The 24,501-nt window shown below is 37.3% G+C and carries 25 protein-coding genes and 4 tRNA genes; 10 read left to right on the top strand and 19 right to left on the bottom strand.

The window, feature by feature from the left end; translation table 11 throughout:
- Positions 1 to 13: 13 nt before the first annotated feature.
- Positions 14 to 1,324, bottom strand: coding sequence for a hemolysin family protein (locus C9I86_RS08810; protein ID WP_080156619.1), 1,311 nt, complete (start codon positions 1,322 to 1,324; stop codon positions 14 to 16).
- Between the two features lie 255 nt (positions 1,325 to 1,579).
- On the opposite strand from C9I86_RS08810, the gene C9I86_RS08805 reads away from it, so the two are divergent.
- Complete coding sequence (locus C9I86_RS08805; protein WP_199190762.1) at positions 1,580 to 2,008, top strand: lysozyme inhibitor LprI family protein; 429 nt, start codon at positions 1,580 to 1,582, stop codon at positions 2,006 to 2,008.
- A gap of 83 nt (positions 2,009 to 2,091) precedes the next feature.
- Positions 2,092 to 2,934 (top strand): DMT family transporter, encoded by an 843-nt coding sequence (locus tag C9I86_RS08800; protein ID WP_080156617.1) that lies wholly within the window; start codon positions 2,092 to 2,094, stop codon positions 2,932 to 2,934.
- 68 nt (positions 2,935 to 3,002) lie between these two features.
- On the opposite strand, the gene C9I86_RS08795 is transcribed toward C9I86_RS08800, so the two are convergent.
- Together C9I86_RS08795 and C9I86_RS08790 are read right to left on the bottom strand one after the other, a co-directional pair.
- Positions 3,003 to 3,386 (bottom strand): AzlD domain-containing protein, encoded by a 384-nt coding sequence (locus C9I86_RS08795; protein ID WP_080156616.1) that lies wholly within the window; start codon positions 3,384 to 3,386, stop codon positions 3,003 to 3,005.
- A gap of 11 nt (positions 3,387 to 3,397) precedes the next feature.
- The gene (locus C9I86_RS08790; RefSeq protein ID WP_080156615.1) at positions 3,398 to 4,183 is read right to left on the bottom strand and encodes an AzlC family ABC transporter permease; all 786 of its coding nucleotides are present in this window, start codon (positions 4,181 to 4,183) and stop codon (positions 3,398 to 3,400) included.
- A gap of 326 nt (positions 4,184 to 4,509) precedes the next feature.
- On the opposite strand from C9I86_RS08790, the gene C9I86_RS08785 reads away from it, so the two are divergent.
- Positions 4,510 to 4,890 (top strand): Rid family detoxifying hydrolase, encoded by a 381-nt coding sequence (locus C9I86_RS08785; RefSeq protein WP_080156614.1) that lies wholly within the window; start codon positions 4,510 to 4,512, stop codon positions 4,888 to 4,890.
- 50 nt (positions 4,891 to 4,940) lie between these two features.
- On the top strand, positions 4,941 to 6,230 hold the full coding sequence (locus C9I86_RS08780) for a serine dehydratase subunit alpha family protein (protein WP_107276163.1): 1,290 nt from the start codon (positions 4,941 to 4,943) through the stop codon (positions 6,228 to 6,230).
- A gap of 73 nt (positions 6,231 to 6,303) precedes the next feature.
- Here the strand turns inward: C9I86_RS08780 and C9I86_RS08775 are convergent, their stop codons facing one another.
- Positions 6,304 to 7,704, bottom strand: coding sequence for an APC family permease (locus tag C9I86_RS08775; protein ID WP_080156612.1), 1,401 nt, complete (start codon positions 7,702 to 7,704; stop codon positions 6,304 to 6,306).
- A 358-nt stretch (positions 7,705 to 8,062) separates the two neighbouring features.
- Between C9I86_RS08775 and C9I86_RS08770 the strand changes: the two genes are divergently transcribed.
- Genes C9I86_RS08770 through C9I86_RS08755 form a run of 4 tightly spaced genes read left to right on the top strand, consistent with a single transcriptional unit; the run spans position 8,063 to position 11,749 of the window.
- Entirely contained in the window at positions 8,063 to 8,719 is a 657-nt protein-coding gene (locus C9I86_RS08770) for a TetR/AcrR family transcriptional regulator (RefSeq protein ID WP_080156611.1), read from the top strand.
- Between the two features lie 42 nt (positions 8,720 to 8,761).
- The gene (locus tag C9I86_RS08765) at positions 8,762 to 9,724 is read left to right on the top strand and encodes an HlyD family secretion protein (RefSeq protein WP_107276162.1); all 963 of its coding nucleotides are present in this window, start codon (positions 8,762 to 8,764) and stop codon (positions 9,722 to 9,724) included.
- Positions 9,717 to 10,643: an ABC transporter ATP-binding protein gene (locus C9I86_RS08760; RefSeq protein ID WP_080156609.1), complete on the top strand. Its 927-nt coding sequence runs from the start codon at positions 9,717 to 9,719 to the stop codon at positions 10,641 to 10,643. Before C9I86_RS08765 ends, C9I86_RS08760 begins: the two co-directional genes overlap by 8 nt.
- Positions 10,640 to 11,749 carry an ABC transporter permease gene (locus C9I86_RS08755; protein ID WP_080156608.1) on the top strand — a complete coding sequence of 370 codons (1,110 nt, stop codon included), beginning with the start codon at positions 10,640 to 10,642 and terminating at the stop codon, positions 11,747 to 11,749. The genes C9I86_RS08760 and C9I86_RS08755 overlap by 4 nt, the downstream gene beginning before the upstream one ends.
- Positions 11,750 to 11,846: 97 nt before the next feature.
- Here the strand turns inward: C9I86_RS08755 and C9I86_RS08750 are convergent, their stop codons facing one another.
- Complete coding sequence (locus C9I86_RS08750; RefSeq protein WP_107276161.1) at positions 11,847 to 13,424, bottom strand: alkaline phosphatase; 1,578 nt, start codon at positions 13,422 to 13,424, stop codon at positions 11,847 to 11,849.
- Positions 13,425 to 13,671: 247 nt separating this feature from the next.
- Here C9I86_RS08750 and C9I86_RS08745 point away from each other — a divergent pair, with 247 nt between their 5' ends.
- Entirely contained in the window at positions 13,672 to 14,733 is a 1,062-nt protein-coding gene (locus C9I86_RS08745) for an FAD:protein FMN transferase (RefSeq protein WP_107276160.1), read from the top strand.
- Positions 14,734 to 14,820: 87 nt separating this feature from the next.
- Here C9I86_RS08745 and C9I86_RS08740 read toward each other — a convergent pair whose 3' ends face one another.
- The 12 genes from C9I86_RS08740 to C9I86_RS08685 form a co-directional block, all read right to left on the bottom strand.
- Positions 14,821 to 15,165: a hypothetical protein gene (locus tag C9I86_RS08740; RefSeq protein WP_107276159.1), complete on the bottom strand. Its 345-nt coding sequence runs from the start codon at positions 15,163 to 15,165 to the stop codon at positions 14,821 to 14,823.
- Positions 15,166 to 15,308: 143 nt separating this feature from the next.
- Positions 15,309 to 15,385, bottom strand: a tRNA-Val gene (locus C9I86_RS08735).
- A 44-nt stretch (positions 15,386 to 15,429) separates the two neighbouring features.
- Positions 15,430 to 15,506: transfer RNA gene (locus C9I86_RS08730), tRNA-Val, on the bottom strand.
- A gap of 44 nt (positions 15,507 to 15,550) precedes the next feature.
- Positions 15,551 to 15,627, bottom strand: a tRNA-Val gene (locus tag C9I86_RS08725).
- 45 nt (positions 15,628 to 15,672) lie between these two features.
- Positions 15,673 to 15,749 (bottom strand) — tRNA-Val (locus C9I86_RS08720).
- A gap of 231 nt (positions 15,750 to 15,980) precedes the next feature.
- A complete protein-coding gene (locus tag C9I86_RS08715; RefSeq protein ID WP_036795114.1) occupies positions 15,981 to 16,241 on the bottom strand; it encodes a DUF5062 family protein in 261 nt (86 codons plus the stop codon).
- Positions 16,242 to 16,334: 93 nt separating this feature from the next.
- A complete protein-coding gene (locus tag C9I86_RS08710; RefSeq protein WP_107276158.1) occupies positions 16,335 to 17,396 on the bottom strand; it encodes a DUF3080 family protein in 1,062 nt (353 codons plus the stop codon).
- Positions 17,397 to 17,500: 104 nt separating this feature from the next.
- Entirely contained in the window at positions 17,501 to 18,871 is a 1,371-nt protein-coding gene (locus C9I86_RS08705) for an MATE family efflux transporter (RefSeq protein ID WP_080156603.1), read from the bottom strand.
- Positions 18,872 to 19,078: 207 nt separating this feature from the next.
- Positions 19,079 to 20,233, bottom strand: a complete 1,155-nt coding sequence (locus tag C9I86_RS08700) for a hypothetical protein (protein WP_107276157.1) — start codon at positions 20,231 to 20,233, stop codon at positions 19,079 to 19,081.
- Positions 20,230 to 20,610 carry a GtrA family protein gene (locus tag C9I86_RS08695; RefSeq protein WP_080156601.1) on the bottom strand — a complete coding sequence of 127 codons (381 nt, stop codon included), beginning with the start codon at positions 20,608 to 20,610 and terminating at the stop codon, positions 20,230 to 20,232. Before C9I86_RS08695 ends, C9I86_RS08700 begins: the two co-directional genes overlap by 4 nt.
- 27 nt (positions 20,611 to 20,637) lie before the next feature.
- Positions 20,638 to 21,636 carry a glycosyltransferase family 2 protein gene (locus C9I86_RS08690; RefSeq protein ID WP_080156600.1) on the bottom strand — a complete coding sequence of 333 codons (999 nt, stop codon included), beginning with the start codon at positions 21,634 to 21,636 and terminating at the stop codon, positions 20,638 to 20,640.
- Complete coding sequence (locus C9I86_RS08685; RefSeq protein WP_080156599.1) at positions 21,633 to 22,283, bottom strand: hypothetical protein; 651 nt, start codon at positions 22,281 to 22,283, stop codon at positions 21,633 to 21,635. The genes C9I86_RS08690 and C9I86_RS08685 overlap by 4 nt, the downstream gene beginning before the upstream one ends.
- A gap of 227 nt (positions 22,284 to 22,510) precedes the next feature.
- On the opposite strand from C9I86_RS08685, the gene C9I86_RS08680 reads away from it, so the two are divergent.
- Entirely contained in the window at positions 22,511 to 23,116 is a 606-nt protein-coding gene (locus C9I86_RS08680; protein WP_080156598.1) for a riboflavin synthase subunit alpha, read from the top strand.
- Between the two features lie 5 nt (positions 23,117 to 23,121).
- Here the strand turns inward: C9I86_RS08680 and C9I86_RS08675 are convergent, their stop codons facing one another.
- Positions 23,122 to 23,325 carry a CPXCG motif-containing cysteine-rich protein gene (locus C9I86_RS08675; protein ID WP_080156597.1) on the bottom strand — a complete coding sequence of 68 codons (204 nt, stop codon included), beginning with the start codon at positions 23,323 to 23,325 and terminating at the stop codon, positions 23,122 to 23,124.
- Positions 23,326 to 23,507: 182 nt separating this feature from the next.
- Complete coding sequence (locus tag C9I86_RS08670; RefSeq protein WP_080156596.1) at positions 23,508 to 24,377, bottom strand: fructosamine kinase family protein; 870 nt, start codon at positions 24,375 to 24,377, stop codon at positions 23,508 to 23,510.
- Between the last annotated feature and the right edge of the window lie 124 nt (positions 24,378 to 24,501).

The following is a 24,501-nucleotide window of genomic DNA, read 5'->3' as shown; positions in this document are numbered from 1 at the left end:
TCATTGATAACTTTTATTTGTGAGGTTGTTTTGTTGATGGACGTAGAGATACATTCACTTTTTCAATGCGGTTGTGTTCAATGACTAGGATTTCAAAACGCCATCGTTGCCAATTAATGATGTCACCATTTTTAGGTAATCCACCTTTAATCCACATTAACATGCCATTTAATGTTTGATAGCCATTTTGATCTTCATCGGGTAATTTTTTTAAATCTAATAAGTCTTTTACAACTGTGATTGGAATTAATCCATCAAGATGCCAATTATTATCAGCTATTTTTTTCGACCACACGTCAGTAGGATCTTGCGAGTTAAATTTGCCTGTCAGTGCTTCAAGTATATCTCGTGGTGTGACTATTCCTTGAATATCGCCGTATTCATCGACGACAAACGCAATTTCAGCACCAGAATCTTGGAACATATCTAGCAGATCTGTACCTGTCCATGTTTCAGGTATAAAGAGTGGTTGAGTCACATAATCAATAATATTTTTAGGTGTGTCTTTACTATTATCGAGTTCAAATTGTAGTAATTGTTTAGCTGTGATCGTGCCTTTAATATCATCGATTGTGTGGCTGCAAACGGGTAAACATGAGAAAGGACTCGCCAGTAATTTTTGCTGATAACTTTCTACGGTATGGTCAAGATCAAGGTAACTAATCGCATTTCTAGGTGTCATCATTGATGAAATTTTACGATCATCAAAATGGAACACATTACGCACCATAGTATGTTCTTGCTGGTGAATAATACCGGTTTGAGAGCCTTCAGTTATAATGGCTTTGATATCTTCTTCTGTTAAATGAGTACTGTTGGTGGTGCTTTTACTAAATATACGTAAAAATAACTCAGTAGATCCCGCCAATAAGATAATAAAGGGACGCGATAAGCTGGATAAAAAAGCAATGGGACGTGCAACACGTAGTGCTAATGGCTCTGCATTGACTTGAGCATAACGCTTCGGTATTAGTTCACCAATAACAATAGAGAAATAAGTGATGATAATAACAGCAATGATAGTTGCGGAAACTGATGCTGTATGGGCTTGAACACCAAAAGAGGTTAGCCATGACGAAATAGGCCCAGCAAGCGCTGCTTCACCGATAACACCGTTTAGAATACCAATAATGGTAATGCCAATTTGAATGGTTGATAGAAAAGTGGTTGGTTTATTGGCTAATTTTAATGCTGTAATTGCTGCAGTATTACCTTCGTCTGCAAGTACTTGTAGACGATTTTTACGTGAAGTAACAAGGGCTATTTCTGACATGGCAAACCAGCCATTTAGAATAACCAAGAAAATAAGGATTGCGATACTCATTAAAACTCCTAGCAATAAAATAGGCGAATTTATGATGAGAATCGATAAATAAGTCCGCCAAATAGGGTGAATCGCCTATGAGGCCACTTCCTCCATCATTATAACTCGCATGTGGAAATATAAAATCCACATTTCAGTTAAATAATTTATTAATTTTGCAAATGTGTCATGATTTAGTGTTATCAGCCTTATTAATATAAAGAGATAGCTTAAAAATAGACAAATAAAAATTAGAAAAATAGAGAGAAGACAAACATGAAAATATTATGGGCAATATGTGTGCTAGTGATCTCTGGTTCAGTGATGGCATCAACACAAACCGCAACACTTAATTGTGATGAGGCGTATTCGACACTTGAAATTAATCAATGCGCTGAAGATAAATTAGCGCTTGCTAAGCAGCAGTTACAAGTTTATTTAGCACAAAGTATTCATCAAAATAGTGCAGATAAAGCATTGGTTGATGCTATTAATATTGCACAAAAACAATGGTTACTATATCGCAAGACAGAATGTAATGCTGTATACACACAGTGGCAACAGGGAACCATTCGTGGAGTGATGGCGTTATCTTGTCAATTAGCAATAACTCAACAACGAACACTGACATTATGGCAAAACTACCTGCGTCCAATGGACAGTAGTACGGCAGTATTACCGATGCCAATTGTTGATAATGAGTAAGAGATAAATTAGCCAAACGTGACTATTTCTTACTTCGTATTTGTTAAATACAAAAATCATTGCCCTATTTTAAGATTAAACTTATGAAATATTACTTATCTATACAAATCACCGCGATTCTTTTTGGGCTATCAGCAGTGATTGGTGAGCAACTTAATGTCAGTGTTATGACCATTGTTTTTGGTCGCAGTTTGTTAGCAGTACTAACTCTTATTATTTTATTGAAATTAGATCATCAATCTTTTTTTCCAACTGCAACAAAAAGTGCCATTTTTAAACTTATCTTAAATGGTTCGTTACTTGCAATACATTGGTTTTGTTTTTTTATGGGTGTAAAAAAAGGGGGCGTAGCAGTTGGAACGTTAGGGTTTGCCTGTTTCCCTTTATTTATCATATTAATTGAATCTGTGTTTATGGGGAAAAAGATTGGTCCAATTGATATATTGATATGTATTCTTATTGCAATTGGTTTAATTATTATTACTCCTCATTTCTCGTTTGATATAAATAATCTTGGTTTAGTGTGGGGTATTTTAGCGGCGATTACGAATGCCTTATTTATTATCTTTAATCGAAGTATCAGCCTTAAAATTCATCCATTACAATCAGCATTTGCTCAGTGTCTTGGCTGTCTTTTATTATCATTACCTTTTGGTATGACAGGAATGTTCACATTACAGCCTATCGATATGTTCTTGATGGTTATTTTAGGAGTGTTTTCGACGGCAATTGCACAAACATTATTGGTTTTTTCATTACAAGGGTTAAAAGCAAAAACAGTTTCAATGATCATCACTTTAGAGCCTGTTTATGCCATTATGTTTGTATGGGTTTTATTTGCTGAAAAGCCAACAGTGACAACATTGTTCGGTATTTTATTTATTATTACCGCAGCAATATTTGCATCATTAAAAAAATACCGATAATTATTGATACATTAAAATAAAAAACCGAGCAAATGATGCTCGGTTTAATCAGGGGGTATTTTTATAAATTAACAACATGTGAGGTGATGAAGAAATTGTACAATAGGATCAAGGTATGTTTGGAATAAAATTAATGAAACTAGACCACCAATAACTACCCAAATAAGACCAAAACGTAGACTGATAATGGTACAAACAATCGCAGCTAATACTTTTGGGTTTTCTAGATTGAAAGCAAAATTTGAACCTTTTCCTAAAATTTCAACAGCAATAATCGCGGGTAAAACAGTAACCGGAACGAAACGTAATGTTTTCTTAAAACGTTCAGACATTGTAAAACGTCCCGCCATACCAATGACTGCAAAACGAATGATAAAAGTTGCAGCAATCATTGCAAGTGTTAAATAAAGAACATAATCATTGTTTAAAGCAAAATGTGGATGAGTATGCATGGTTATGGTCCTTATTTTTGGTTAACGGTAGTCGTTGATAAAAGAGGGCGTTGTTGCTCTTCTTCTAATTCTTTTAACAGTATTTTCTTTGTTTCTGCTTTTATTTTGTGATCCGTCCTTTCTGTTGAAATATCCATTTTGTAGCCAGCATAAACACCAATAATTGCCGCAATAACAAGACCTAATGAATAAGGTAAACCTGAGAGTAAGATCCCTGTTATTGTTGCTACCACGGCCGCCACAATACATTCTCGACTTTTAACTTGTGGTATTACAATTGCGATAAATGCTGCAACCATCGCAAAATCTAAGCCGTAATCTGCAATGTGGGGGAATGATGATCCAATCATGGCACCACAGAAATCAGCAATAACCCAGTTGACCCAAAAACCAAACATTGCCGCTAGATAAAACCATTGTCGCCCTGGTTTTTCTTGTTTCATCTCGCCAATCGTCGCGGCATAAACCTCATCTGTTAATCCGTATGACATCAGTATTCGTGTTGGCATGCTGTATTCTTTGACGTATTCAGATAGTGACGCGCTATAAAGGATATGACGTAAATTAATCACAAAAGTAGTAATGAAAATAACAATAATTTCTGTTGATGATTGGATTAAACCAAGTGCAACCATTTGTGCCGATCCAGCAAAAACAGTCAATGACCATAGAGTACTTTGTAGTACTGACATACCAGCGTTAATGCTGATAGCCCCAACAATGAAGGAAAAAGGAAAGGCTCCCACACAGAGAGGGAAGATCGCTTTTAGCCCTGCTTGTATTAATTGTTTCTTCATTACTGGCCTACTTTTAATAATTGTCATAAGTCAAAAATAATTGCAAAAAATAATCTGTGCGACTTTTATATTATTTTTCCAATGCAAATATATTTGATTATTTTTAGTTTTGCAAACTAATGAAACAAGTTGAGATGCCATGTGTTGTAACTTTAATTAGTTTAATAGCAACATTTGGCTAATTAAACTTATATTTAATAAGAGGTTGTAATTTTATATTCAAATATGAAATTTATGATTCCAGTTAAATTTGCAAAAAAAATTGCATGCTCTATATTTCGATTGTTAAAATAAATTTGAATTTTAAGTAATGAGAGATAAAACACATGTCAAAAGTAATTACGTCAAAAACAGCTCCTGATGCAATTGGTCCTTATTCTCACGGTAATGCATTTGGTGATTTAATCTTTACTTCAGGTCAGTTACCTGTATGTAAAGAGAAAGGTGGCATTGTTGATGGTGGTGTTGCGGAACAATCATATCAGTCTCTAGTTAACTTACGTTCAGTTATTGAGGCTGGTGGTGGTGATATGGATACGGTTGTTAAAACAACCTGTTACTTAGCTAATATTAGTGACTTTGCCGCGTTTAATGAAGTTTATGCTCAGTTCTTTAAAACTGAATGTCCTGCACGTAGTTGTTTCGCGGTGAAAGATTTACCAATGGGGGCATTGGTAGAGATAGAGGCAATCGCATACCGTAAATAATATATCAACAATAATAGCTAAAATAATTAGAAGTACTAAGGGTCACCAATATGAATGCACAGTGGAAGCAATATACAAAAATCATTAATACTGTAGTTAAGCCGGCATTTGGCTGTACTGAACCTATTTCTGCAGCATATGCGTCAGCAGTGGTTGCACAATTACTGGGGCAAGATGTTGAAGAATTAACGGTAAAGGTTTCAGACAACTTATTTAAGAACTCAATGGGTGTGTTTGTACCTGGTACGGGTAAAATTGGTTTGTCCATTGCTTCTGCTGTAGGTGCTATCGGCGGTAACCCTGATGGTGGCCTTGAAGTTTTAGTTAATATTACGTCAAATGATGTAGAAAAAGCTCAGCAATTGATTGATGCTGGCAAAGTACACGTAGGTCGTAAAGAGGTTGAAGAGTTTATCTATTGTTATGCAGAAGCAAAAGCTGGGCATAATATTGCAACGGTTGAAATTAGTGGTGGACACACTCAAGTTATTAAGAAAACGTTAAATGGCGAGGTTGTATATGATACAACAATTCTAAATGACTGTGAGCAACAACAAAAATCAACGGCATCTGTGTGTGATGACATTGATATTTCTATTGCTGGTATTTATAAGTTTGCCACTGAAGCTAATTTTGCAGATATTGAGTTTATTCTAAAAGCACGTGAATTAACGGTTGCTTTATCTGATGAAGGTTTAAAAAATAAATACGGTCTACAGGTTGGGCGTACTTATCAAAAGAACATCGATAATGGTGTATTAAGTGATGATTTAGCACATCGTGCCGTTATGCGTTCCGCTGCTGCCTCTGATGCTAGAATGGGAGGGGCGACATTACCAGCTATGAGTAATTATGGCAGTGGTAATCAAGGTATTTGTGCTTCTATGCCGGTAATTGTTTTTGCTGAGCATTGTAAATCAACAGATGAACAGCTTGCTCGTGCACTTATTATGAGTCACTTAGGTGCGATTTATATGAAATCTTTTTATCCACCATTATCGCCATTTTGTGGTTGTGCTGTCACTAGTTCAGCGGCTTCAATGGCGATGACTTACCTTCAAGGTGGTTCATTTGAAAAGATTTGTTTTGCGATTCAAAATACACTGAGTGATACCGTGGGCATGTTTTGTGATGGCGCAAAGTCGACGTGTGCAATGAAAGTAAAAAGTTCAACCAGCTCTGCAGCTTTAAGTTCATTAATGGCAATTGATAACCATGAGGCACATGGACAAGGTATTGTTGCTAATGATGTTGAGACGACTATTCGTAATATCGGGCGTATGGTGACGGAAGGCATGAAGAATACCGATAAAACGATCATTAATATTATGTCTGTATAATTTGATAATTAAAGAAAAGCCGCAGCATTTTTAATGCTGCGGCTTTTTTCTAAGCTTGATATAACGCTGCTATTTAAGTGTATTGTAATTGTTTTTTACGGTACATAATGGCGGCGATAGCGGGTAGGCTAAAGATAATAAAGCCAGAAATTAAGGCAATAGCTGCGGTATTTTTATCAATGCTTGCTGGTACATCAAAAGAAACAAAAATAGTAATGAAACAGCTGATTAATCCAAGCGTTGACGCTATAACCATACCGATTTTGCCACCAGGAACGCGGAATGGACGATCAATATGTTGATGCTTACGACGTGATGCTAAGAAACTGATAAAGATACAAATGTACATTACCATGTAAAGTTGCGTCATAAGAATGTTCAATAACCACATGCCTTGGTTGACGTTAGGTACTAATACAAAGACTAATGACAATAAGCTAACGATAGCCCCTTGTAACAGTAATAGTGGAACGGGAGCTTTATTACGGTTTTCTTTTGATAACCGTATTGGCATAAACTTATCTTTAGCTGCTACGTGTAAACTCTTTGTTGGTGCAATAATCCAATTATTTAAACTGGCAAGGCTACCAAATACTATCGCAAGTGCAATCACAGGCAATAAGAATGGTAAATTCATGTCTTCAAAGAAGGTTTTAAATGCGAGAATGATGCCTTCACTTAAACTTGAATTATTATGAGAAACAACAGCAGCAATGGATAGTGAACAAGCCGTAAGTGATAATAAAATCATCACCGTCGAAATGAGTAATGCTTTAGGATAGGCTTTTTGTGGGTTTTTCACTTCATTGGCATAAGCAGTCGTAATTTCAATGCCTGTTAGGGATAAAACAACAGCAGTAAAACTCGCGCCAATACCACTTTGTGAAAAGTCAGGTAACCAATCTGAAACATGGCGCAATGAAATGTGCGATGCTTCTGGGTTGGTATATGTCCAATATCCGCCTAATGCAATGATAAGTAAGATCGGAAAAATCAGACCAATCATACCAAAGACATTCGTAATCAGTGATGACAGACGTAGACCAAAAATATTGACTAAGGTCAGCGTCCAAAAGATAACGTTAATCATCACTAACATAAAAATATTATTTTCTGCTAGGTGTGGAAAAAATGGGTAGGTACCTGTCGCAACGATAAATGAGATCAGTGGTGGATAATAAACAATATTTTCAGCATATTGATACCACACAGTGACAAAACCAAAGTTATGTCCCAATGTCTCTTTACCCCAAAGGTAAACGCCGCCTTGTTTCGGGTAAGTGGTACTCATTTCGGCACAAACTAATGCTGTTGGTACAAAAAAGCATAAACCAGCAAGGACGAAAAAAGAAATAGCATGGCTGCCTAAGAGTGCTGCTCCCGGTAAATTACGGATACTATCGACCGAGGTTATCGTAATCATGATTATCGAGAAAACGCTTAACTTTGCAACAGATTTTGCGATATCGCCCATTAAAGGCCCTCAGGTTAAGTCCGCAAAATGTGTTATAAAACAGCAAGCAATGCGGTGTTCAAAAAGAAAAAGAGCAGCATTCTAGAGCCTATAGCCCACATGGGTATATAGGCAAAAATGGTATGTTTATTATCAAAAATGGTAATAAGCATTCAGTATAGTGAATGATAACGGCTTTATGGTTTATTTTTATGAATTAAACTGGTGTGTGTTTATCGTTAAAATAGCGAGATCATGGCTGTTAGGTACTCTTAAAATTAATTATTAATCAATTTGTACCTCTTTGAGTAATTATTTGTTTATAAAGCGAACAATATAGATCGTATAATTAAACAAATGATTAATTATCGAGGTGTGGATGAGCAGTGTAATAGATAAGCGACGTAGTGGACGTCCAATTATTGATCTTAATACTCGCCAGTTATTAATTAATAATGCACGTGAATTATTTTCAGTGATGACTTACGACAAAGTATCAACACGTATGATCGCTCAAAAATCAGGAATAAATGTAGCGATGATTCGTTATTATTTTAATTCTAAAGAGGGACTGTTTGAAACGATGGTACGGGAAACTCTTGCACCTATTCAAGTATTGATACAGCAATTATTGGTTGAAAAAAATACCAACAGTTTATGTGAGTTGATGCGAACGTATTATCGCGTAATGACGGTTAACCCCAGCTTTCCACGATTGATTTTTCAATTAATGTATTTACCCAATACAAACAGTCAACGTCAATCGATGGAAAAAATATTTACTGAAATAACACAGCCATTACAACATCGAATTTTTGAACAGTTAGCGCAACAAAATATTATTCGCTCTGATTTAGATCCGCATCTATGCAAAATTTCTTTTATTAGTTTAATGGTTTTTCCTTTTATCGCACCCCCTTCGATATTGAATATTCAAGGTGTTGAGACAAATGAAGCTTTTTTCGTAAATTTACTTGAGCATAATTTAAAAGTTATTACAGGTGGATTGTTATTACCGCTAAAAGAATCACTATAACGTAATTTTAATGGACATTATTTGACTTCAATGGAGTGGACCATGAAAGGTTTATTATCGAGCTACTGTATTTTTATTCCATTTTTGCTCGTTATTTCTGGCTGTAATGATCATCGAGATGCATTGGCTTTAGGTTCTACTGAGCGTGATCAAGTTGCACTGACGGCAACGGCAAATGAAATTATTACAACACAACCTGTTATGGAGGGTCATGTTGTTAAAAAAGGAGAGGTTGTCGTTACATTACAATCTCAACAACAGCAAACGAGGCTCACTAAAGCGCAAGCACAACAACAGCAAGCACTGGCTTACTTACAGCGTTTAACAAATGGCTCTCGCCCAGAAGATATTGCAGCAGCTCAAGCACAAGTAGAACAATACCAAGCTAATTTTAGAGATAAAAATACTGATAATTTACGTATTAAGCGGCTATTTTTAAAGAAAATGGTGTCTACGGCGGAACGAGATAGTGCACAGACGCAACGGGATATTGCGCACGCTGAATTACAAGCAGCGATTAATGAATTAGATAAATTGCTGCATGGCGAGCGTATTGAAGATATAAAACAGGCACAAGCGGCATTGGTAATGGCGGCGGCAGAAGTCGAGCTTCAGCAACAAATTCTTCAAGATTATACTATTGTCGCAACCCGTAATGGGATTTTAGAACATTTACCTTATCATGTGGGTGATCGTGTCGCTAAAAATGCGACGGTTGCAATTATCACTACCGAAACTGTCCCTTATGCACGTATTTATGTTCCAGAGCCTTATCGAGTCAATATAACGGCGGGAAAAAAATTAACCATTCATGTTGATGGCATTAAGAGCTCTTATCAAGGCATTGTACGTTGGGTAGCGACAATCCCTTCTTTTACGCCTTATTACACCTTAAATGGCAGCGATAAAGCGCGATTAGTGTATTTGGCTGAGGTTGTTTTTCCTGATAGTGGTCGTGAATTACCTGCGGGCGTTCCAGTGCAAGTGGAGATGCCTCATGAGTGAACAGGCTATTGTTGCAACCAATCTAAGCCGTAATTTTGGTGATTTTGTTGCCGTTGATAAACTTAATCTAACGGTACCCAAAGGGACTATTTATGGTTTTTTAGGCCCTAATGGCTGTGGTAAATCTACTACATTAAGAATGTTAACTGGGCTATTAACACCAACGACAGGCTCTGTAAATGTACTGGGGCTAGATATTCCACGTCAAGCAGAACAATTACGTTTACGCATTGGCTATATGACACAAAAATTTTCGCTATACCAAGATTTAACTGTTCAAGAAAATCTTGAATTTATGGGGCAGATTTTTGGTATACCTAAAGTGGAGCGTAAGCGACGAATTCAACAACAGTTAATGACATATGGACTTGATCAACGGGCAAAACGCCGAGCAGGAGAGTTAAGTGGTGGTCAACGACAACGACTTTCTTTAGCCGCCGCAACAATCCACCAGCCAGATTTACTACTGCTAGATGAACCTACCTCGGCGGTTGATCCTGAAAATCGCCGTGAATTTTGGGAGCAACTATTTGATCTTTCTGATCAAGGTACCACCATTTTAGTCACAACCCATTATATGGATGAAGCTGAACGTTGCCATGGTTTAGCTATTATGGATGCTGGTGTGGTACGTGCTAATGGATCACCTTACGCGCTAATGGATGCGATGGCGGTAACAGTTGTTGAAATAGAAGCGCAGCAACTACGGCAACTTAAAGCACAAATGATACAACTTCCTCAGGTGAGATCAGCTGCACAATTAGGGATTCGATTACGGGTATTAGTGTCAAAAGATATTAACGATCCCATCGCTTGGCTACAACTACAAATACCGACATTAGCACAAGCTGTTATGACTATCAGTCGACCAAGCCTTGAGGATGTTTTTGTAACCTGCACAGGGGAGAGACGACAATGATCACTCGCTTATGGTGGAGTCTGTTACGGATCAATGCAATTGTTAGTAAAGAGTTACGGCAGCTAAGTCGGGATCGTATCACCTTTGGTATGATCGTGATGATCCCGCTCATTCAATTGTTATTGTTTGGTTATGCCATCAATACTAATGTTAGAAATGTTCCTACTGCGATAGTCGATCAAAGCCACTCAGCGACTGGACGGATGTTGGTGGAATCGATTAAAGCTACGCAGGTCGTTGATGTGATCGCAAGTTACGCGACACCGCAACAAGGCCAACAAGCGATTATGGATGGCACAGTAAAAGCGGTATTAGTGCTTCCGTCTGATTTTCAACGTCGAATAGGCCAGCAGCAAGTGATTGGGCAATGGCTTGTTGATGGATCGGATGCATTGATTAGTTCTACCATTATGCAATTACAAAAAATGCCATTAACAGAAGTTATTCCACAACGAAAAGTACAGCCAAATAATTTTGAAGTAACGTTATATTTTAATCCTGAGCGTCGGTCTGCAATTAATATTATTCCTGGATTACTTGGAATTATATTAACCATGACAATGATTCTATTTACTTCTGTAACGATTGTAAGAGAGCGTGAGCAAGGCAATTTAGAGTTATTGATTACCACGCCAATTCAACCATTAGAATTAATGCTCGCTAAGATAACACCGTATATTTTTATCGGTATTATTCAATCAATCATTATTTTAGGATTAGGGTATGTCATTTTTGATGTACCAATCAATGGCTCGTTAGTACAAATTTTTCTAGGAACCGTGTTATTTATTCTGGCAAGTTTAACGCTCGGCTTAGTGATATCAACAAAGGCAACAACGCAGTTACAAGCCATGCAAATGACAATATTTATATTATTGCCGTCTATTTTGCTGTCAGGATTTATGTTTCCGTATGAAGGTATGCCTGTTGTTGCTCAATGGATTGCGGAGGTATTACCAACGACACACTTTATTCGTATTATTCGCGGTATTGTGTTGCGAGGGGCTGATTTGGTTGATCTGTGGCGAGATACGTTATGGTTAGTCATATTTACCATTATTGGGTTAATTATTGCGTCAATTAGGTTTAAGAAAACGTTAGATTAGTGATTCTATTTATTGAACGAATACCGGTTATATTGCCAATAAGCCCTCAATGACAATGAGTATAATCAAAGTCATTGAGGGGGTTAAATAAGAAAAGTTACTTAACTTGGTTTTTAATGAACTCACCTAATTGTGAGTGATGCATGATTTTAGACACAGGTAAAATGGTTGCGGCAGGTCCCCATGCAAAGACATTAACGGGAGTATGGGTGTGAGTACCTGTTCCCCAGACAATATTTTGTTGGGTTGCTTGAGCACGAGCAATCAGATTGGCGCGATCGTTATAAGGGTAGAAAGCATCAAAATCGTGAATAGCAGGAATATCTGTTGCGGATAAATAACTGTGATCATCTTTGTGATAAGGGTTGATTTTATCAGTCAATATTGCTGTAGCTTGAGCTTCTGTTATTGGAAACTCGCTATTGTTATTAATAATCGAAGCTAAGTTTTGCGGTGTTTGTTGATCTTTGTTGAGTGTATTTAATGTTGCTAACATATTGGCATAACTCATTTTTTGTTTATAAAGATCATCGAGTACGGTAAATGCACCAAAATTAAAGTTAGGAGCATAATCTTGTTGTTTAAATGCTTCACCACTGCGTTTTTGTGGCTTTGGTAATTGGTAACCAGAGTAACTAAAGCCAAATGAGCCTGTTTCATGATCTGCGGTAACAATAATTAAGGTGTCATCACGGCCTTGTGCCCATTGATAAACAGATTCAACCGCTTGATCAAATTTAATCATTTCATGCAGCATAGTACCTGCATCATTACTGTGTCCAGCCCAATCAATTTGACCACCTTCAACCATTAAGAAAAAGCCATCTTTGTCTTTTGATAGAATATCTAGCGCCTTATCTGTCATTTCTTTTAATGTCGGTTGCGTACGTTGAGGATCATTTACTGTCGCACTGTTTTGAATACCGTCATTCATTCCTGAACTTGCAAATAAACCTAATAATTTCTCTGTTTTTGATTGTAGTAACATCTCTTTGTTAAAAGCTAAAGCGTAGCCTTGTTGCTGAGCTTCTAAGAGTAAATTACGGTCATCTTTACGTTTTGACTTTAGAGAAAGATCAGTAGCCGATAGCGAAGGTAACTGTTTTGATATTGCACCTGCAGCGTCTGCTGATTGTGGTAACCAATTCCGTAATCCCCCCGATAGCATCACATCAACGTTTGCAGATAATAAGTCTGAAGCGATTTCATTTTCCAATGAACGATGGGGCTGGTGGGCAGCAAAAGCAGCTGGGGTTGCGTGAGTGATACGGGTGTCTGAAACTAATCCCGTTGCTTTACCCATGCGCTTTGCTTTTTCTAATACCGTCTCAACACTATTACCATCAGCATCGATACCGATAACCTCTGATCCTGTCATAACGCCGGTGGCTAACATGGTTGCTGAACATGCTGAATCGACAACAATGGCATCATTAGGGTGGGTGAGTGACGCGCCGATAACACCTTGCTGAGCTAATTTATACAAAGCTGTCTTCTGACCGTTATAAATAGAATGCGGAGCAAGGTCGGCATAGCTTTCTAATAAACCTACCTGTTGAGGACCCATACCGTCACCAATCATTAGAATAATATTCTTAATTTCGGTTGCCTGTACTGGTGATACGAGCGCTGCTGAAATAACGATAGTGGTAAGAGATTTAATTAATGTAGTCACGTTTAATCCTTGTTATGCAAGTAATTTTCCGTAATTACAACAGGGTTTGATGACAAAAATATGGCAGTTTTACTGTGGAAATAAGATGGTTTGAAGACAAATTGAAGATAGGGTAAAAGAATGAATGATTCATGCTTGTGCTAAAAGGATAATAATATAGCTTGTTATTCTCTAGGTGTATCTTTCTGGTATTGCTTGGTTGCTATTGTTAGACTGCGGGCATTGTTTAGATAGGTAAGGCCTTTTTATGTTCACCCGTTCGCCACAGTTATTATTAAAGCGAAGCTATGTTGCTGCGTTGTCGTTATCAGCTATTGTTGTATTGTCTGGTTGTAGCCAAGCGCCAAAGTTACAAAAGATCTCTGGTTTTGCTGAAGGTACTACTTACCATGTGACATATTGGTCAAAACAGGATGTACCCGTTGCGAAAGTGACAGAGCAATTTAATAAAAAGTTGGCAGCGATTGATAAAGAATATTCTACCTATCGGAATGACTCGTATATTTCTGAGTTTAACCACAGTACATCGACTCAATGGCAACCCGCGTCTAAAGATTTCATATATATGTTGTCGTTAGCCAAAAAATTAAATAAAGATAGCCATGGATGTTATGACCCAACAATTCAGCCATTATATAAATTATGGGGCTTTCAAGGGGATACTTTGCATGTCCCTACACCACAGCAAATAGCATCGATTAAAAAAGACATAGGGATTGATAAGATTGAAATAGATCCTGTGAATTTACGGATCAGAAAAACCATTCCTCAAGTACAAGTGGATTTATCCTCAATGGGTGAAGGCTATGCCATTAGTCAGCTAAGTAAAATTTTAGAAGCAGATGGTGTTAATAATTATTTGGTTGAGTTTGGCGGCGATATGAAAATTAAAGGCCGCAAACTGGAAGGGCAAAAGTGGCGAGTTGCGATTGAACAGCCGATTGCATTAAAAGACGGTATTCGTCCTTATACTATTGTTAATATTAATGCTGACGATGGTGTTTCATTAAATACATCGGGCACCTATCACCATAACTTTAAGGATGGTGAAAAAGATTATTCTCATATTTTAGATACTCGTACAGGTGCACCTGTAACGCATAATTTGGTATCAGCATCAGTATTTGGTCATGATCCTGTTGTTGGGGATGCGTGGGCAACCTCCATGTTATGTTTGGGGCCTGTAGAAGGGAAAGTTGTTGCCAATGAGCAGGACTTACCGGTGTACTTTATTCAAAGTGAAGGTAAAACATTTAAGAGCTCTGAAAGTGAGTCTCTTAAAAACTATCAGCGCATTACGTTAAGTTAAGCATATTTTAAATGAATATGAGATAGTGATAAGCCACTCAAACGAGTGGCTTTTTTATTTATTTTATACAGACGCTGACATTTTGCATTAGTGCTTGAATGTCGTCGTGTCATTATCGCTGGTGGCATTGATATCGCCAGCAGGATTAAGTAGGTGTGGTACGATTTTAGGCAAGTTTAATTCAATATCATTATCTGTGACTGGGTTAATTGCAGTGTTATACCAACCCAGTAAGCCTAAAACGGCATAGCCAATAGCATCATCACTGTCACGATGCTCAAGAATGATTTGTAGAAAACGTAAGATAGCTTTGTCGTTTGATTTAGCTTGAACTAACGTTTCATCAAAAACAGCCGTTGCTTCAGCCAATAAACCTTTAAATTCAGTATCAATAGATACTTTAAACGAGCCACCATCAACAGTAATTTTCATTGTTATATCGTCAATTATTATAATTGATATAAATATTACCTAATTACCAACCGGTTGTCGCCATACTGCGGTATTGATTAACATTGTTATGATCCAGATACAAAAAAGCCTACTAAAAAGTAGGCTTGGTTGTATCTAAAAGATGGTGCTCGCTACTGGACTCGAACCAGTGACACCTTGCATGTCATGCAAGTACTCTAACCAACTGAGCTAAGCGAGCAAATTGTACTGCTATAAATCGCTGTTAAGCCATTTATTTTAAAATGGTGCTCGCTACTGGACTCGAACCAGTGACACCTTGCATGTCATGCAAGTACTCTAACCAACTGAGCTAAGCGAGCAAATTGTACTGCTATAAATCGCTATTAAGCCATTTATTTTAAAATGGTGCTCGCTACTGGACTCGAACCAGTGACACCTTGCATGTCATGCAAGTACTCTAACCAACTGAGCTAAGCGAGCAAATTGTACGGCTATAAATCGCTGTTAAGCCATTTATTTTAAAATTGGTGCTCGCTACTGGACTCGAACCAGTGACACCTTGCATGTCATGCAAGTACTCTAACCAACTGAGCTAAGCGAGCAAATTCAGCTTCATTACTATTAAATCGTAATCAGCGAATGACAAGCATAGTAGCGAGTCACTTTCCTCTAGGCAAGTGTTTAAATAGACTTTTTTAGTAAATTCAGTGCGTTTGCTTGCACAATAGCCAGTTTGGTTAAATTTGGTGATGGTTAATTAGACGAATGTGATATTGCGCATGTTATTTGTGAGGAACACCACCAGTATTTTACTGGTGGCTATGTGAAAAGAGTTATTGAAGCAGTTCGTGATTTTCCGGTAATAGACGAATAATCCACAATACCAATTTATGCTTCATATTGACGCCATCTTCTTTATCAACGGCTAATGGCGTAATTTGTTTACATTGCACTAATAAGCGATAAATACATTCCACGCGATCGGTCGAACCAACTCCGCGATCTAAATCATTAAATCCTTGTTTTTTTGCAAAGGCGAAACCCAGTTCTAAGGCTTTTTTTAATAGTTTTGCTTCATTTTTATGTTTTTTCATTTTTATCTCCCTGACCTCTACAATGTAGTGTAGTTTACCTATTCTCTAAATGAACGCATAGTAGCAAAAATGATAATTGAGGTTAGTAGCAACTTATTGATGTCCAACCTTAAATTGGCAGCGCTTAAATAATCGTTGCCAATAGCGAACATGATCATGGGTTGCTTGTTGAAATTGATAGAGCAGTTCTCCTTGAAAATAATAGCGTGCATATACTGCCATTGCTGTTGGTGGGGTGATTTGTTGTTGAACTAGCATGGCGTAAATATTATTCAAATGTGGGCGTAATTGCTGGTATTGAGAATGTAATTTACTGATATATGGCTGAATATCATTGATATAATATTTATAGAAAACATTACGTAAATATTGCGCTTGTTGTTGATTGATATTTTTACCACACATAACAGTTTGATCATGAGTAATAAGTTGCGTTGTAATGGTGTTCATTATTGTTGTAATGCGAGCAATAGAATAAAACAGCTGGCCAATATATTGGGTATTATGAATTTGTTGTTGATGGTGGAGTAGTTGATCAATATTGTTCGTTGTTAGTGAATGTTTAGTGGTCTGACTCGATAACATTGTTGTAGTTAATGTATCTACATACTCAAATGCCGCTAAATTTTCGATATAACCGCCAAATTGTTGAGACGATAGTAATTGATGCCCTAGAGTAAATTGTTGCCGCCACTCTTGGCCCGTAAATATCATATTCCATATGGCTTGCGGTAATTGTTGTTGTTTTTGATGATATATATTTTCAAGTTGAAGCTGTAATGGATCAGCACTATTGAGAATATTTAGGCAATGTTCAATTTGTTTTAACAACAATAACTCGTAATGTAGTCGACGTGTTTTATCCTGCACTTTTCCTAATATTGAATTACGCTCCGCAATTAATTGAAATAAACCACATTGGCGTAATTCATAAGCATTTAATAGTCCAATTGTTATATCTGCAATAGGTTGTTTGAGGACATGGGTTCGAGGATAACTGGGTATATCTAGCGGAGGAATAGTGTCAGCCTCAACGTCTAATATATTTGTAAGGCGTTGTTGGTAGGTGTTGAGTAAGGTATCGGTTGTGTTTTTTTTACAACCTATAACGGAAAATAGACCAATAATGGCGAGCAACAATAATTTTTTCATCATACTCTACAATGACTAATAGTTGTTTAAGCATATGCAGCCTTTGTTAGTTTAGACAAAAAAAAAGCGATCCTAAGATCGCTTTTCTAATAAGATATCATTGACGGTTAGCGTAATGACATCTCAATTTGTTTTTGCATATCAAGTTTGTGAACCCAACGCATACGCAGACCAAGCATTATCGCAGCAGATGTTAAGCCAATAATAAAGCCAATCCAGAACCCTTCCGGTCCCATTGGGTTAACGACCCAATCTGTCATACCTAGAATATAACCAATCGGTAATCCGAGTAACCAATAAGCGATAAAGGTACAGAAGAAGATGGCTCGCATATCTTTATAACCACGTAGTGCACCGGCAGCAACAACCTGTACGGCATCACTACATTGGTAAATAGCAGCTAATAGAAGTAGTTGGCTTGCAAAAATAATAACTTCAGGGTTATCTGTATACAGTAATGCAATTTGTTCACGGAAAATCACCGTGAGAATTGCAGTACAAAATGCTAATGATATGCCAACGAGTAATCCACAATGGCTTGCGATTTTAGCGCCAATAATGTCTTTTTGTCCCATTTTATGACCAACACGAATACTGACCGCAGCAGCGATACTCATTGGTAACATATACACTAAGGATGAAAAATTCATTGCAATCTGGTGTGATGCAACTTTCATTGGTCCTAGAGGTGATATCAATAATGCAATGACTGCAAATAAAGAGACTTCAAAAAATAATGAGGCAGCAACAGGAAAACCTAACTTAAACAAACGGCTAATAGCAGCAAATTTAGGCGGATAGATCGTACCAAAGACATTAAGGCTATTAAGTCGTTTATTAATTAATACGAATGCGAGCATGGCAAAGAACATAAACCAGTACACGATAGCCGTTGCGATACCACAACCGACACCACCCATCGCTGGCATGCCAAATTTACCGTAAACAAAAATCCAGTTGAGAGGAATATTGAGTAATAATCCTAAAAAGCCAATCACCATACCTGGAATAGTAAACGACAAGCCCTCAGAGAAGCTTTTCAGTGTTTGGAAAAAGAGAAAAGCAGGTACTGCAAATAATACCGCATGTAAGTAACCAACTGTCTTTTCTGCCAGTACGGGTTCCACATTCATGTAGTGGATTAATATGCCCGCATTGTAAAGAATCAACATAGTTGGAATTGAGATTAGCACCGCTAAAATAAAGGCAGTTTGAATTTCAAAAGGTATTTTGTCTTTTTTTCCTGAACCACTGAGCTGAGCGACAATAGGGACTATCGCCATCAGCAAGCCAACGCCAAATAGAATTGAGGGTAACCAAATGCTTGCTGCAACTGCAACCGCTGCCATATCTGTTGCACTTACGCCACCCGCCATTACTGTATCAACAAAACCCATTGATGTTTGGGCAACTGAGGCAATTAAAACGGGTATAGCAAGTTTGAGTAGTTGCGTTGTTTCTTTTCTGTAGTTTTGCACTCAGCAAGGCTCCAAAAATGAGGAAATAAGAGGGGAATAATCAATAGTTGTTAGTCACTATATAATGCATCCTAAATGGGGCTGGATTATATAAACAAAACCCACAAAGCCAAACATTATTTATCATTTAATGCACATAAAAATAAACAGCCTCGAACATTAAAGATCGAAGCTGTTACGTTACTTGTTAATTGGTAAAGAAATGTGTTAAACGGTAAAGAAATGATGCCCAAAGAACCCCATTGCAATAAAGGTACTTGCAGCACTAAAAATACATAACATGGGTGTTTTTATGCTTGGGTAACGTTCAATTAACAAAGCTAACCCAAGGAAAGTTGGATAAAGCCCAAAAGCATAACGTGGCATTGCGTTAAGGCTTGAAGACAGTGGCAATATTAAACAAATAAACATAAATAATGCTTCGGCATAATATTTACGAACAACTAAGTAAATATTAAGCGCAAAAGCCAGCAGTGCCATAATGGTGAGGTATAATTTAGGCCCACCTGTTTCAAAACCAAATATTATCCAATGGAATGGATTAGTTAGCTGACGCCCCCACGCTATTTGAATATGTCCAAATGCCAGAGCATCCCCAACATGAAAATACATATAAGTCATAAAGCCAAAAAAGCCAATCGGGATCACCCAAATAGCGGCTAATACTTTTAGTGCGGGTGTTTTAAAGCGTAAGAAACTTTGAATACCGTAGTGTTGAATCGCAATAATTAATACAGGGAAAACTAAAAATACGCCCAAGTTACGCGTAACAGCGGCTAGCATGCCTAAAATAGCGACCCAAAACCATTGTTGGCGATAGCTAAATAAGAACACTCCGGCTACTAATGCAATAAACAATGGTTCTGTATAACCTGCAGAGGAATATACAGTGTAAGGCGAGAAACAAACAATCCATACCATTGCTGAGCGTGTTACTGCACTGATTTTTAGTTGTTTTAGTACCATTAACACCATTGGAATACTAAATAAAAACGCAAGGTTAGACGCAAATGCTAACCCAAAGCGATAATTATTAATGGGATCTTCAAAGGTGGTTAAGTGCGAGAATACCCACCCGAGCAAGGGCTGTAATGGCATAAATGCCCAATTGGCGGCATTTTTTTGACCTAACCATTGTGGAACAAGATCATAACCATTATCAATAATGCGGTAAAACCATACACAGTCAAAACGACATATGGTTTGTAATAATGGTTGTTCTGCATAATGTCCTGCCATGAACATATTTACGCCCCAAAGACCAAGAGCGTAGATCACAACACGACTAACGATGACAGCAAAGATCAGATTTAACCAGTCTTTACGAGTAAGACGGATATCTGTAAGTGATAGGGGATTCATTTAAAGACCCAGAATTTCGATAAAATAAAAGTAATAATTGGTACACATAAGGTTGAAATAGTGACGGCAATCCAACCTTTTATATGGGCTGTTTGTAACAGTGTCACCAAAATAATGTTATTGATTAAAAAACCAAATAAAGACACCGCTAAAAATTTAAAGAAAGAGCCTTTTTGAGCAAAGGTAAAATGCCGATGACCAAAATAGGACACTAAAAAAGCGATACTAAACCCGAAGATATTAGCGATATATTCAGATGGATGTGCTATTTGGAAAAAGTATAACCGTACCACTGACAAATGTACGGCAGTGGCTAATAATCCAACAATGGCAAAACGATTAAGCTGCCAAAAATGTTTTAGAAATGATTCATTCATAATGGTTGCTAGACTTGTTCAACGAGGTTAAAGGGATGGTTTAGATTTTGACGGTGCAGTTTTTTTTCTATAGTTACCGTACACATCTTCAACTAAATAAATTGGGCGATGCTTAAGTTCAGTATAGATACGACTGACATATCCACCGATAACCCCTAATGAGATTAATTGGATTCCACCTAAAAATAGCACCACAGAGATAGTAGAAGCATAACCTGGAGTATGAACACCAAAACATAACGCGCTAATAACGATATACATTAAAAAGATGAAAGATAAAAAGGAGATACCAAAACCAACAAAGCCCCAGACACGTAACGGCCATGCGGTAAAACTGGTAATGCCATCCATGGCAAAATTCCATAATTTCCAATAATTAAATTTTGTATCACCAACAAGACGTTCAGGACGTTGGAAATTAACGCCTGTAGCGCGTAAAGATGACCATGCAAGTAAGCCTTTCATAAAACGATTACGTTCTGGCAATTGTTTAACAGTTTCAATTACACAGCGATTAATCAGTCTAAAGTCACCCGCATTTTCAGGTAGTGTTGTTTCAGCCGATAAGAAGTTGAAGAAACGGTAGAAGCCGCCAGCAGTTAATCGCTTGGTATAAGTGTCTTGTGAGCGATCAACCCGTACACCATAGACAGTGTCATAGTCACCAGTAAGCCATAATTCGACAAACTCAAGGATCACTTCAGGTGGATCTTGTAAATCAACATCCATAATAACGGCAGCATCACCTTGAACATAATCTAAGCCCGCCGTCATGGCTGCTTCTTTACCAAAGTTACGGGCAAAATTAATTAATGAGATACTTGAATCTTGTTCTATCATTTTATCAATAACATGCTGAGTATTGTCTTTACTGCCGTCATTAATAAACACAATATCTATGTGTGATCGAATACTACTTAGCTTGTCATTAATAGCATGTAAGAAGGGTTCGATAGCCACTTCTTCATTGTAAACTGGCACAATAAGCGATAAACGATAATCAAGCGGGTTTGGTTTCTGATTCATTTTAAGTTCCCAATGTTTTGATTAATAGAGCCAGTGTTATGTGGCAGCGATAATGTGTTGGTATCAATTGGTGTTAAGTTAATTGATGTTACTTGTAATGGTGTTGGGACAGTTAATATCAAAGATTGTAATTGTTGTGGCGAAGATAAAAATTGCTGCTTTGGTAATTGCGCTGTTAAGGTTTTGCCTTGATCTTGCGGTAACAATGAACCTTGATAATGGTTAAAAGTGAATGCTATCGGTTTTAACTGCAACGGTGCTTTTGCTAAGGTAAATGTAATCGTAACATTAGCCGTAGGCGCTGTGGGTAATGTGAAATATAAGCCGCCTTGTTGAGTAAGCTCACGCATATTATTATTGGCATCAATGTTCCAACCTGCACGAGATAAATTAGGAATATTACTTGTTGTTTCTAATGTCGTCGGTAAGGCTAATGCTAAATTTGGTTGCTTTGGTTGCCAATATAATGTCTGATTTTTTATATAATAAGCCTTATAAGCAAGGCTGACATTGGGTGTTATTGCTTTATAAAGTACCCAAATATAATACCCAGATAACACCACTAACAACCCGATAAGCAGTATTCGTAAAATAGGTTGTGGTTGTTGTAAAGACGGTGAAACTGTAGATGAGGCGTTAGCGGTCATAGTGTACCTTTAATACGTATTATTTACTGGTGCGGTATTATTGTCATACAAGTAATACGCTTATCGTATTGTAGAGTGTCACTTTAATGTAAAAAAATAGAAAATGACAAAAATAGCGACGAAATTGTTGCATAATTAAACGCATGAAAACTCTAAGATGGAATATCTTTGGGTGATCCAAGATCTTAATAATAGGTCAATTAAGTTAATTAGACATAAGGATGGATATGTTTACTGGAATTATACAAGGCATTGCGCCGGTAGTGAAAATTCATAAAAAAATGAATTTCCAGACCCATGTTATTCGGTTACCAGAAAATTTAATGCAAGGATTAACCTTAGGTGCATCTGTTGCACACAATGGTTGTTGTTTGACTGTTACTCATATTGAACAACAATTAGTCTCGTTTGATTTAATGCAAGAAACTTTAAATGTGACTAATTTAGGTCTGCTCACGGAAGGGGATTATGTCAATATTGAACGTGCCGCAAAGTTTGGTGATGAAATTGGTGGTCATGCGATGTCTGGCCATATTTCGGCAACAGCCACAGTCAGTCGCGTAAATATCTCTGAAAATAATCATCAAGTATGGTTTTCTGCCCCAACGCAATTAATGAAATACATATTTGCTAAAGGGTATATTGGTATTGATGGTATCAGTTTAACAATAGGTGAAGTTGAAAATAATTGCTTTAATGTCAATCTTATCCCTGAAACATTACACCGAACAAATCTTAAAAATCGTACTGTAAATGATGTGATTAATATTGAAATTGATCCGCAGACACAAGCAATTGTGGATACGGTTGAACGTGTAATGGCAACAAAATAAGTATTTTAAAATATTTGTTCATCATCAGCATCAACAAACAGATTAATCGTCTTATGCAGTTCATCAACTTCCATTGTTAAGTGAATAGGATTACAGCAAATAGAACAATCATCATAAAAATTTTGACTACCAGCACTGGCATCAAGAGGAATACTGATTGTATGGCCACAGTGGGGACAGTTAACGTTTTGTGTTGAGTATTTGTTCATAACAGATCCTTATTATAAGTAATCAGAGATCGTGTTGGATTAGTGGTGTTGTTGTTTATTATTATAGAACCTTGTGGTGAATTAGCTTCGCGGCGAGTTATTCAGGTTGTGAATTGCTTCTGTATGGTACACCAACACTGAGTGGCAACAGTGCTGGTGTGCTATCAATTAAATCACTGTGGCTATTCGTCCCATAACATAAGGTTGGCAATAATATGTTGCGCTTGCCCCATATATTCTCCTCCGAACAGATTACAGTGGTTAAGAATATGATAAAGATTATAAAGATCTTTACGATCTTGATACCCTTCGTCTAATGGATAAACAGATTGATAGCCTTCATAGAAACTAGCAGGAAAACCGCCAAATAACTCTGTCATTGCAACATCACATTCACGATCTCCCCAGTAAGTCGCAGGATCAAAGATGATCGGGCCAGAGACGGTTAATGCCGTATTGCCATGCCATAGGTCACCGTGGAGTAATGATGGTTTTGGCTGATGATTACTTAGACGTTGAGCGACATTGGCTGTTATTGTGTCAATATCACCAAAGTGGAGGCCTTTTTCTTCACATAGTTGTAATTGCCATTCAATACGTTGTTCAGCAAAAAATTTATCCCAGCGACGACGCCATTTATTAGGCTGGGGTGTTAAACCAATATAGTTATCAAAATCAAATCCAAATTCAACTTGCTCACCCCATAAGTGCAATTGAGCCAGTTGTTGGCCTAGTTTATAACCCGCGTCGTCATCAATGGTTTTGGTTGGAAGGTAATTTAGAATAAGAAAGGATTTGTCTCGGCATGTACCGAGGTGAAAATATTGTGGCACTTGAACACAATTAGCTTCGTTGAGGATACGTAAACTTTCGGCTTCTGTTTTAAAGACAGCAAGTTGTTCTTTATCATTGAGTTTAACAAAAAAACGTTGCTCGTCATCACCAATACAATAGCATTGGTTAACATCGCCGCCTTGAATAGCCTCACGTTCATTAATTTTGAACGGTCGACCAAGTACTTCTGACAACTGGTGAGAAATAGCCTGCCACATAGCATCCTCCACGCGTTAAATTGGACTAGATAAAACTTGTCTATCAACATCTTAGTCCATTTTATTTAGATATATCTGTGAAGTCGATGCTATTTTAATGAATTAACAATTTAATAAAGGATAG

The sequence above is a fragment of the Photobacterium sp. NCIMB 13483 genome, from assembly GCF_003025475.1.
Classification (GTDB): Bacteria; Pseudomonadota; Gammaproteobacteria; order Enterobacterales; family Vibrionaceae; genus Photobacterium; species Photobacterium piscicola.
The sequence above is the reverse complement of the archived record's forward strand: the minus strand, read 5'-3'. Positions and strand labels throughout refer to the sequence as shown.

What these genes read in the sequence shown, in the direction of transcription:
- C9I86_RS08770 (WP_080156611.1), top strand. Translation starts at nt 8,063, where the DNA reads ATGAGCAGTGTAATAGATAAGCGACGTAGTGGACGTCCAATTATTGAT.
- C9I86_RS08700 (WP_107276157.1), bottom strand. Translation starts at nt 20,233, where the DNA reads ATGAATCCCCTATCACTTACAGATATCCGTCTTACTCGTAAAGACTGG.
- C9I86_RS08780 (WP_107276163.1), top strand. Translation starts at nt 4,941, where the DNA reads ATGAATGCACAGTGGAAGCAATATACAAAAATCATTAATACTGTAGTT.
- C9I86_RS08810 (WP_080156619.1), bottom strand. Translation starts at nt 1,324, where the DNA reads ATGAGTATCGCAATCCTTATTTTCTTGGTTATTCTAAATGGCTGGTTT.
- C9I86_RS08805 (WP_199190762.1), top strand. Translation starts at nt 1,580, where the DNA reads ATGAAAATATTATGGGCAATATGTGTGCTAGTGATCTCTGGTTCAGTG.
- C9I86_RS08715 (WP_036795114.1), bottom strand. Translation starts at nt 16,241, where the DNA reads ATGAAAAAACATAAAAATGAAGCAAAACTATTAAAAAAAGCCTTAGAA.
- C9I86_RS08760 (WP_080156609.1), top strand. Translation starts at nt 9,717, where the DNA reads ATGAGTGAACAGGCTATTGTTGCAACCAATCTAAGCCGTAATTTTGGT.
- C9I86_RS08775 (WP_080156612.1), bottom strand. Translation starts at nt 7,704, where the DNA reads ATGGGCGATATCGCAAAATCTGTTGCAAAGTTAAGCGTTTTCTCGATA.
- C9I86_RS08795 (WP_080156616.1), bottom strand. Translation starts at nt 3,386, where the DNA reads ATGCATACTCATCCACATTTTGCTTTAAACAATGATTATGTTCTTTAT.
- C9I86_RS08675 (WP_080156597.1), bottom strand. Translation starts at nt 23,325, where the DNA reads ATGAACAAATACTCAACACAAAACGTTAACTGTCCCCACTGTGGCCAT.
- C9I86_RS08695 (WP_080156601.1), bottom strand. Translation starts at nt 20,610, where the DNA reads ATGAATGAATCATTTCTAAAACATTTTTGGCAGCTTAATCGTTTTGCC.
- C9I86_RS08785 (WP_080156614.1), top strand. Translation starts at nt 4,510, where the DNA reads ATGTCAAAAGTAATTACGTCAAAAACAGCTCCTGATGCAATTGGTCCT.
- C9I86_RS08745 (WP_107276160.1), top strand. Translation starts at nt 13,672, where the DNA reads ATGTTCACCCGTTCGCCACAGTTATTATTAAAGCGAAGCTATGTTGCT.
- C9I86_RS08690 (WP_080156600.1), bottom strand. Translation starts at nt 21,636, where the DNA reads ATGAATCAGAAACCAAACCCGCTTGATTATCGTTTATCGCTTATTGTG.
- C9I86_RS08790 (WP_080156615.1), bottom strand. Translation starts at nt 4,183, where the DNA reads ATGAAGAAACAATTAATACAAGCAGGGCTAAAAGCGATCTTCCCTCTC.
- C9I86_RS08765 (WP_107276162.1), top strand. Translation starts at nt 8,762, where the DNA reads ATGAAAGGTTTATTATCGAGCTACTGTATTTTTATTCCATTTTTGCTC.
- C9I86_RS08670 (WP_080156596.1), bottom strand. Translation starts at nt 24,377, where the DNA reads ATGTGGCAGGCTATTTCTCACCAGTTGTCAGAAGTACTTGGTCGACCG.
- C9I86_RS08800 (WP_080156617.1), top strand. Translation starts at nt 2,092, where the DNA reads ATGAAATATTACTTATCTATACAAATCACCGCGATTCTTTTTGGGCTA.
- C9I86_RS08685 (WP_080156599.1), bottom strand. Translation starts at nt 22,283, where the DNA reads ATGACCGCTAACGCCTCATCTACAGTTTCACCGTCTTTACAACAACCA.
- C9I86_RS08680 (WP_080156598.1), top strand. Translation starts at nt 22,511, where the DNA reads ATGTTTACTGGAATTATACAAGGCATTGCGCCGGTAGTGAAAATTCAT.
- C9I86_RS08755 (WP_080156608.1), top strand. Translation starts at nt 10,640, where the DNA reads ATGATCACTCGCTTATGGTGGAGTCTGTTACGGATCAATGCAATTGTT.
- C9I86_RS08710 (WP_107276158.1), bottom strand. Translation starts at nt 17,396, where the DNA reads ATGATGAAAAAATTATTGTTGCTCGCCATTATTGGTCTATTTTCCGTT.
- C9I86_RS08740 (WP_107276159.1), bottom strand. Translation starts at nt 15,165, where the DNA reads ATGAAAATTACTGTTGATGGTGGCTCGTTTAAAGTATCTATTGATACT.